Below are 7,689 nucleotides of genomic sequence, written 5' to 3' on the forward strand. Positions count from 1 at the left end.
AAAATAGATAACTCATGGCCGTCACACCCCCAAGGATAGACGGCAATTGCAAGGACTCAGCTCAATATGGAGACCGTTCCCAAGTATTTCAAGGCGCGTGACAGATTGTCGCTGTCCAGGCTGTCCAGCCAGTGCAAATCGCTCCAGCTGCGCAACCAGGTGAACTGGCGTTTCGCCAATTGGCGCGTGGCGATGATGCCGCGCTCCTGCATTTCGGCTGACGTCAGCTTGCCATCCAGATGATCCCAGACTTGGCGGTAGCCTACAGCACGTATCGAAGGCAACCCTGGATGCAGGTCACCTCTGGAACGCAGTGCTACGACCTCGTCTATAAACCCCTGTTCCAACATAATTGTGAATCTTTGTGCAATTCGTTCATGCAGCACCTGGCGATTTGCCGGAGCGATGGCCAGATTCGCCACAGTATAGGGCAATTGTGACTGTCCAGATGCGCCTGCATCAGCACTTTGCGCAGATTGTCGCTGCCGATGCCAGGTCATGGTCTGGCCGCTGACACGCCAGACTTCCAGGGCGCGACTGAGCCGTTGGGGATCATTGGGGTGAATACGCGCGGCGGACACCGGGTCTACAGCCGCCAACTGGTCGTGCAAGGCTTGCCACCCAAGGCGTGCAGCCTCTTCTTCCAGCTCGGCGCGCACCTGGGGATCGGCCGGTGGCATCTGCGCCAGGCCTTCCTGCAAAGCCTTGTAGTAGAGCATCGTGCCCCCGACCAGCAGCGGAATATTGCCGCGCGCGGTGATCTCGGCCATGGCGGCCAGGGCATCGGTACGGAAATCCGCCGCCGAATAGCTCTGGGACGGGTCAATAATGTCGATCAGCTTGTGCGGATACTGCGCCAGCAGCTCTTTGGAAGGTTTAGCCGTGCCGATGTCCATGTCCCGGTAAACCAGGGCAGAGTCGACGCTGATCAGCTCGCACGGCAGCACCTTGGTCAGCTCGATGGCCAGGTCAGTCTTGCCGGCAGCCGTGGGGCCCATCAGGAAGATCGCGGGGGGCAGGGCACTCATCAGCGACCGCGCAAGAACAGTTTGTCCAGATCGTCCAGGCCCATCTGGGTCCAGGTCGGTCGGCCATGGTTGCACTGCCCGCTGCGCTCGGTGTTTTCCATGTCACGCAGCAGGCCGTTCATTTCCGGCAGCGCCAGGCGGCGGTTGGCGCGGATCGCACCGTGGCAGGCCATGGTGCCGAGCAGTTCGTTGATATGCGCCTGGACGCGGTCGCTGGTGCCGTATTCCATCAGGTCGGCAAGCACGTCGGCGACCAGGCGGTTGGCTTCGGCCTGCTTGAGCAGCGCGGGAATCTGGCGGATGGCCAGGGTTTCCGGGCCCAGGCGCTGCAACTCAAAGCCGAGCTTCTGGAACACCCCGGCATGCTCTTCGGCACAGTCGGCTTCGCGCTGGCTGACCGCCAGGGATTCCGGCACCAGCAGCGGCTGGCCGCTGAGACCCTCGCTGGCCATGGCGATCTTGAGGCGCTCGTACATGATCCGCTCGTGGGCGGCGTGCATGTCCACCAGCACCAGGCCGTGGGCGTTTTCCGCGAGGATATAGATGCCCTTGAGCTGCGCCAACGCGTAACCCAACGGCGGAATATCACCGCCACCTTCCGGCAGAGCCACGGCACCGGGCTCGGCGCCCGGCAGCGGCGCGAAGAACTCGCGATACGCCGCCTGCGCTTCGGCTACCGGCACTGCCGATTGCGGACGCGGAGTGTATTGATACTGATAGCCGGCACCTGCGCCGGAACCCGGTGCAGCAAAGGACGGCTGTGGCGGCGTCGATTGCAGCAGGTTGCCCGCCAGGCTCATTTCGCCCTGAGGCCCGAACTCACCGGCCTGCGGACCGCTCGGGCGTACCACCGCGGTCACGATCGGCGCGGACAGCTGATCATCCGGACGCACATCGCCCAAGGTGCGGTGCAAAGTGCCATAAAGGAAGTCGTGCACCATGCGCCCATCACGGAAACGGACTTCGTGCTTGGTCGGGTGCACGTTGACGTCCACCACCGACGGGTCGACCTCAAAAAAAAGCACAAACGTCGGATGCCGCCCGTTGAACAGCACATCGCGGTAGGCCTGGCGCACCGCGTGGGCCACCAGTTTGTCGCGCACGGCGCGACCGTTTACAAAGAAGTACTGCAAGTCCGCCTGACTGCGGGAAAAGGTCGGCAAACCGACCCAGCCCCACAGGCGCAAGCCGTTGCGTTCGATTTCAATCGGCAGCGCCTGCTCCAGAAAGCCCGCACCACAAATCGCCGAGACACGGCGCGCACGCGCTGCCTCGTCATGGGCCTCGTGCAGGCTGAGGATGGTCTTGCCGTTGTGGCGCAGGTGAAACGCCACGTCGAACCGCGCCAGGGCCAGGCGCTTGATGACTTCTTGCAGGTGATCGAATTCGGTTTTCTCGGCCTTGAGGAATTTGCGCCGCGCCGGGGTATTGAAGAACAGGTCGCGCACTTCCACCGAAGTGCCCACCGGATGCGCCGCCGGCTGGACCCGGGGCGCCATGTCGCGGCCCTCGGTTTCCACTTGCCAGGCCTGTTCGGCGGCGCGGGTGCGCGAGGTCAGGGTCAGGCGCGCCACGGAGCTGATGGACGCCAGCGCCTCACCCCGAAAGCCCAGGCTCATCACCCGCTCAAGGTCTTCCAGGTCGCGGATCTTGCTGGTGGCGTGACGGGCCAGGGCCAGCGGCAGGTCATCGGAGGAGATGCCGCTGCCGTCATCCCGCACCCGCAGCAGTTTGACGCCGCCCTGCTCCACGTCCACGTCGATGCGCTTGGCGCCGGAGTCGATGCTGTTTTCCAGCAGCTCCTTGATCACCGATGCCGGGCGCTCAACCACCTCACCGGCGGCAATCTGGTTGGCCAGGCGCGGGCTGAGCAGCTCGATACGCGAGCCGTTGTTCAACGCTGATTCACTCATTACTGTGCCGCCAATTCGGTGCCAGGGATGGTCAACACCTGGCCGACTTTCAATTCATCGGTCTTCAGGCTATTGGCGCTGCGCAACGTCGCGGCCGAGACCTGGAAACGCACGGCCAGCATGGCCAGGGTGTCGCCCGGCTGCACGCGATGGTCACGCGGGCCCTGGGCGATTTTGCCGGAGTCGCGCAGCCAGGCGATATAGGTGCCCGGCGGAGGATTCTGCTGGAAGAACTGACGAATACCGGCACTGATCGAACGCGCCAAGGCCTGCTGGTGACTGGCGCTGGCCAGCTTCGAGGCTTCGTTGGCGTTGGAGATAAACCCGGTTTCCACCAGGATCGACGGGATGTCCGGCGACTTCAGCACCATGAACCCGGCCTGCTCCACGCGTTGTTTGTGCAGCGACGTGACCCGGCCGATATTGCTCAGGACTTTCTGGCCGACGTTCAGGCTGGAGGTGAGCGAGGCGGTCATCGACAGGTCGAGCAACACGCCAGCGAGCATTTTGTCCTTGTCATCGAGGGACACGTTGCCGGCCCCACCGATCAAGTCGGAACGGTTTTCGCTGTCGGCCAGCCAACGGGCGGTCTCGGACGTGGCGCCGCGATCCGACAAGGCAAACACCGAAGCACCGAATGCGGCAGTGGACGGCGCGGCGTCGGCGTGGATCGAGACGAACAGGTCGGCGCCTTTCTTGCGCGCGATCTCGGTACGCCCGCGCAACGGGATGAAGTAGTCGCCAGTACGCGTCAGCTCGGCGCGGTAGCCTTTCATGGCATTGACCTGACGCTGCAGTTCGCGGGCGATGGCCAGCACCACGTCTTTTTCATGCTGCCCACGGGAACCCGAGGCACCCGGGTCTTCGCCACCGTGACCGGCGTCGATCACCACGATAATGTCGCGCTTGCCCGCCGGGGCCGGTGGCAACGGTGGCAACTTGACCTGCGGTTGCGCCGGGCTGACCGGTACGGCGGGCACGGTCGCCACGCTCGGGGTAGGTGCCGGTGGCGGGTTGGCGTCGGCGGCGTTGTCGAACAGGTCGACCACCAGCCGGTTGCCGTACTGGGCGTTGGGCGCCAGCACAAAGCTCTTCGGGGTCACGGCTTTTTTCAGGTCGATGACCACGCGCAAGTCAGTCGGCGTACGTTGGGCCGAACGCATGGACGTAATCGGGGTGTTGGCGGTGGAGACTTTCAGCGGCGCAGCCAAGGTCGCACCGTTGATGTCGATCACCAGTCGATCCGGCGCCGACAAGGTAAAGACACTGTGCTGGACCGGGCCAGACAGGTCGAACACCAGTCGCGTGTTATCCGGCGCTCGCCACAGGCGCACACTTTTCACCTGTGAAGCAGCCAGAACATTGACAGTCATTGCCGCAAGCAACACCCCTACGACAGCAACCAACGCGCGAAAGCGCATACCTAACCCCACCAATTATTTGAATTCCAATGCCAAAGCGGCGCACCACGACTGGCCGCGCGCGCTCTGGGGCAACAACTTCAACTGACGTCCTGTTTCATGCGGCGTAATGGTAATGGTCAGGTCCGGCTTTGGCAAAAAGCCTGTGCCTTTATCTGGCCACTCGATCAGGCACAACGCATCTTCATCGAAGTAATCCCGGATCCCCATGTACTCCAGCTCCTCGGGGTCGACCAAACGGTAGAGGTCGAAGTGAAAGGCACGCACGGCGCCAATCTCGTAAGGCTCTACCAGGGTGAACGTCGGGCTTTTTACCGCGCCCGCATGGCCCAAGCCGCGAATGATTCCCCGGGACAACGTGGTCTTGCCCGCCCCCAGGTCGCCCTCGAGAAAGATCAGCCCCGCACCGGCCGTGACCTGCGCGATGCGCTGACCGAACGCGACCATGGCGTCTTCATCGGCCAGGAATAGGATTACTTCAGACACGGTGACTGTTCCTCCAGCAATTGACGAATGGCAGGTATCAGGTCACTGGCCGCCAGGCCGCGACCAAAGCTGCCCTGGCGATCCCCCGCCGTGGCGTGCAACCACACAGCCAGGCAGCTGGCGTCATAGGCTGGCATGCCCTGGACCAGCAATGCTCCGACGAGACCGGCCAATACATCACCCAAGCCTGCCGTGGCCATTGCCGGATGGCCTTGGTCACAACGCGAAACACGTCCATCCGGGCTGGCAATCAAACTGCCAGCCCCCTTGAGAATAGCCACTGCATTGAATTTCCGGCTCAACGCGCGCGCCACCTTAAGACGATCAGCCTGAACCTCGGCTGTCGACAGGCCCAACAACCGCGCAGCCTCACCCGGATGCGGGGTGATGACACTGTTGGCCGGCAAGTTGACGCTGCCCGTGGCCAGTTGGTTCAAGGCGTCGGCGTCCCAGACCTGTGGCTGGTGCGCATTGGCAGCGACGGACAACAGGCTTTTGCCCCAGGCGGCATCGCCAAGGCCTGGACCAACCACGATGACCGAAATTTTCTCCAGCAAGCCCATCAACTGGTTGGCCGAGCTCACGCCGACCGTCATCACTTCCGGCAAACGGGCCAAGGCGGCAGGCACGTGCTCCGGGCGCGTCGCCAGGGAGACCAGGCCTGCGCCACTGCGCAAGGCACTTTCCGCGCTGAGCAGCGCAGCCCCGCCCAAGCCACGGTCACCGCCAATCACCAGCAGGTGGCCGAACCGGCCTTTGTGGGCGTCCGGGGAACGCGCAGCCAGTTGCGGTAAATCGCCAGGCAACAGGGGCTGAACGTCGTTAATTGAGTGTTTTGTCTGCGGCATGCGTCTTCGGGCTCCGATGTCTGGCAGAATTATACGCATCTAACCTGTGGTTTCCCCTGTCTCATGCCCGCGATTACCTCCGATCTGCCCGCCCTCGCCCAATCGATCAAAGACTGGGGTCGCGAACTGGGCTTTCAACAAGTCGGCATCAGCGGCCTGGACCTCGCCGAGCATGAACAGCACCTGCAACGCTGGCTCGACGCCGGCTACCACGGCGAGATGGACTACATGGGCGCCCACGGCAGCAAACGCTCCCATCCCGATGAACTGGTGCCCGGCACGCTGCGCGTGGTCTCGCTGCGCATGGACTACCTGCCCGGCGACACCCAAATGGCGCAACTACTGGCCAAGCCGGAAAAAGCCTACATCTCGCGCTACGCCCTCGGCCGCGACTACCACAAGCTGATCCGCAAGCGCGTGCAACAACTGGCCGACCGCATCCAGGCGCAGATCGGGCCGTTCGGTTTCCGCGCCTTCGTCGACAGCGCGCCGGTGCTGGAAAAAGCCATCGCCGAACAGGCCGGCCTGGGCTGGATCGGCAAGAACACCCTGGTGCTCAACCGCAAGGCCGGCAGTTACTTCTTCCTCAGCGAGCTGTTTGTCGACCTGCCGCTGCCGGTGGACGAGCCCCATGGCACCGAACACTGCGGGCGTTGCACGGCGTGCCTGGACATCTGTCCCACCAATGCCTTCGTCGGCCCCTATGTGCTGGATGCCCGGCGCTGCATTTCCTACCTGACCATCGAACTGAAGAACGCGATCCCGGAAGAGCTGCGCCCGCTGATCGGCAACCGGGTATTTGGCTGCGATGACTGTCAGATCGTGTGCCCGTGGAATCGTTTCGCCCGAGCCACCGACGAAAGCGATTTCAAGCCTCGCCACAACCTGGACAATGCCGAGTTGGCCGAGCTGTTTATGTGGGACGAGGACAAATTCCTCAGCAGCACCGAAGGTTCACCCCTGCGTCGCGCCGGGTACGAGCGCTGGCTGCGCAACCTGGCGGTGGGCCTGGGCAATGCGCCATCGAGCATCCCCGTGCTGGAAGCCTTGAAGGCACGGCGGGACTCCCCCTCAGAGCTGGTGCGCGAGCATGTGGAATGGGCGCTGAAGCAGCACGCCACGCGCGGCTAGTGGACGTCGTCGTTATAGACGAACTTGGGCATTTCCCAGTGAAAACGGATCGCCAGCAGGCGTAAGAGAAAGCCGCTGAACAAAGTCAGCAGAATCGCCTGTTCGCTGGGCAGCTCCAGATACAGACACAGCAGGTAGAACCAGGCGGCGAGGAACGACACGCTGGCGTACAGCTCACGTCGAAAGATCAGCGGGATGTCGTTGCAGAAAATGTCCCGCAGGATGCCGCCGAACACGCCGGTGATCACGCCACTGACCGACGCCACCAGCATGCCATGCCCCATTTCCAGGGCGGTCATGCAACCGATCAAGGTGAACGCCACCAACCCCACGGCATCCAGCGCCAGGAACAGCGAGCGCAGATGGCGCATCAACGGCGCGATAAAGATCGTCACCAGCGCCGCCACCGAGGTCAGCACCAGGTATTCCGGGTGTTTGACCCAGGTCAGCGGGTAATGCCCCAGCAGCACGTCACGCACCGAACCGCCGCCCAGCGCCGTCACGCAAGCGATCAGCACCACACCAAACCAGTCCATACCGCGCCGCCCGGCGGACAGGGCGCCAGTCATGGCTTCGGCGGTGATGGCGATGAGGTAGAGCATCAGCAGCATGGTGGCGATCCTTGCGATGTTGTAGTGAGCGGGCTTGCCCCGCGCTGGGGCGCGCAGCGGCCCCAAAGCAGGCAATGATACCTGCTTGGACGAGTATGTAGGCTGCATTCGGGGCGCTTCGCGCCCCAGCGCGGGTGTAGAACCGTAGACATCCTTTACATCTGAAACCGGGGACATCGTTTACACATTTTAGGCTTGGACGCGGCCCATGCCTCGTCCAAGCCTCCCTAGGGGATAGTCACACAGGTACA

Annotated in this window: 7 protein-coding genes; 1 reads left to right on the forward strand and 6 read right to left on the reverse strand. The window is 63.0% G+C overall.

What is annotated here, in order from left to right; translation table 11 throughout:
* Positions 1–56: 56 nt before the first annotated feature.
* From miaA to IB241_RS21885, 5 genes are read right to left on the reverse strand one after another with little or no spacing between them, the layout of a single operon-like run.
* Positions 57–1,028: a tRNA (adenosine(37)-N6)-dimethylallyltransferase MiaA gene (miaA, locus tag IB241_RS21865; RefSeq protein ID WP_192300277.1), complete on the reverse strand. Its 972-nt coding sequence runs from the start codon at positions 1,026–1,028 to the stop codon at positions 57–59.
* Positions 1,028–2,941 carry a DNA mismatch repair endonuclease MutL gene (gene mutL / locus IB241_RS21870; protein ID WP_370694879.1) on the reverse strand — a complete coding sequence of 638 codons (1,914 nt, stop codon included), beginning with the start codon at positions 2,939–2,941 and terminating at the stop codon, positions 1,028–1,030. The genes miaA and mutL overlap by 1 nt, the downstream gene beginning before the upstream one ends.
* On the reverse strand, positions 2,941–4,362 hold the full coding sequence (locus tag IB241_RS21875) for an N-acetylmuramoyl-L-alanine amidase (RefSeq protein WP_192300278.1): 1,422 nt from the start codon (positions 4,360–4,362) through the stop codon (positions 2,941–2,943). Before IB241_RS21875 ends, mutL begins: the two co-directional genes overlap by 1 nt.
* Before the next feature lie 15 nt (positions 4,363–4,377).
* The gene (gene tsaE / locus IB241_RS21880) at positions 4,378–4,848 is read right to left on the reverse strand and encodes a tRNA (adenosine(37)-N6)-threonylcarbamoyltransferase complex ATPase subunit type 1 TsaE (RefSeq protein ID WP_192300279.1); all 471 of its coding nucleotides are present in this window, start codon (positions 4,846–4,848) and stop codon (positions 4,378–4,380) included.
* On the reverse strand, positions 4,836–5,696 hold the full coding sequence (locus tag IB241_RS21885) for an NAD(P)H-hydrate dehydratase (protein WP_192300280.1): 861 nt from the start codon (positions 5,694–5,696) through the stop codon (positions 4,836–4,838). The genes tsaE and IB241_RS21885 overlap by 13 nt, the downstream gene beginning before the upstream one ends.
* 63 nt (positions 5,697–5,759) lie before the next feature.
* On the opposite strand from IB241_RS21885, the gene queG reads away from it, so the two are divergent.
* Entirely contained in the window at positions 5,760–6,827 is a 1,068-nt protein-coding gene (gene queG, locus IB241_RS21890) for a tRNA epoxyqueuosine(34) reductase QueG (protein WP_192300281.1), read from the forward strand.
* Here queG and IB241_RS21895 read toward each other — a convergent pair.
* Positions 6,824–7,438 (reverse strand): trimeric intracellular cation channel family protein, encoded by a 615-nt coding sequence (locus IB241_RS21895; RefSeq protein ID WP_012721908.1) that lies wholly within the window; start codon positions 7,436–7,438, stop codon positions 6,824–6,826. The two genes, queG and IB241_RS21895, sit on opposite strands and share 4 nt — an antisense overlap.
* Positions 7,439–7,689 lie beyond the last annotated feature (251 nt).

Origin of the sequence: Pseudomonas sp. PDM05 (assembly GCF_014851685.1) — a bacterium.
In the GTDB taxonomy this organism is placed as follows: domain Bacteria; phylum Pseudomonadota; class Gammaproteobacteria; order Pseudomonadales; family Pseudomonadaceae; genus Aquipseudomonas.

Coding starts and splice junctions, on each gene's coding strand:
- miaA (WP_192300277.1), bottom strand. CDS start 1,028: ATGAGTGCCCTGCCCCCCGCGATCTTCCTGATGGGCCCCACGGCTGCC.
- mutL (WP_370694879.1), bottom strand. CDS start 2,941: ATGAGTGAATCAGCGTTGAACAACGGCTCGCGTATCGAGCTGCTCAGC.
- IB241_RS21875 (WP_192300278.1), bottom strand. CDS start 4,362: ATGCGCTTTCGCGCGTTGGTTGCTGTCGTAGGGGTGTTGCTTGCGGCA.
- IB241_RS21885 (WP_192300280.1), bottom strand. CDS start 5,696: ATGCCGCAGACAAAACACTCAATTAACGACGTTCAGCCCCTGTTGCCT.
- queG (WP_192300281.1), top strand. CDS start 5,760: ATGCCCGCGATTACCTCCGATCTGCCCGCCCTCGCCCAATCGATCAAA.
- IB241_RS21895 (WP_012721908.1), bottom strand. CDS start 7,438: ATGCTGCTGATGCTCTACCTCATCGCCATCACCGCCGAAGCCATGACT.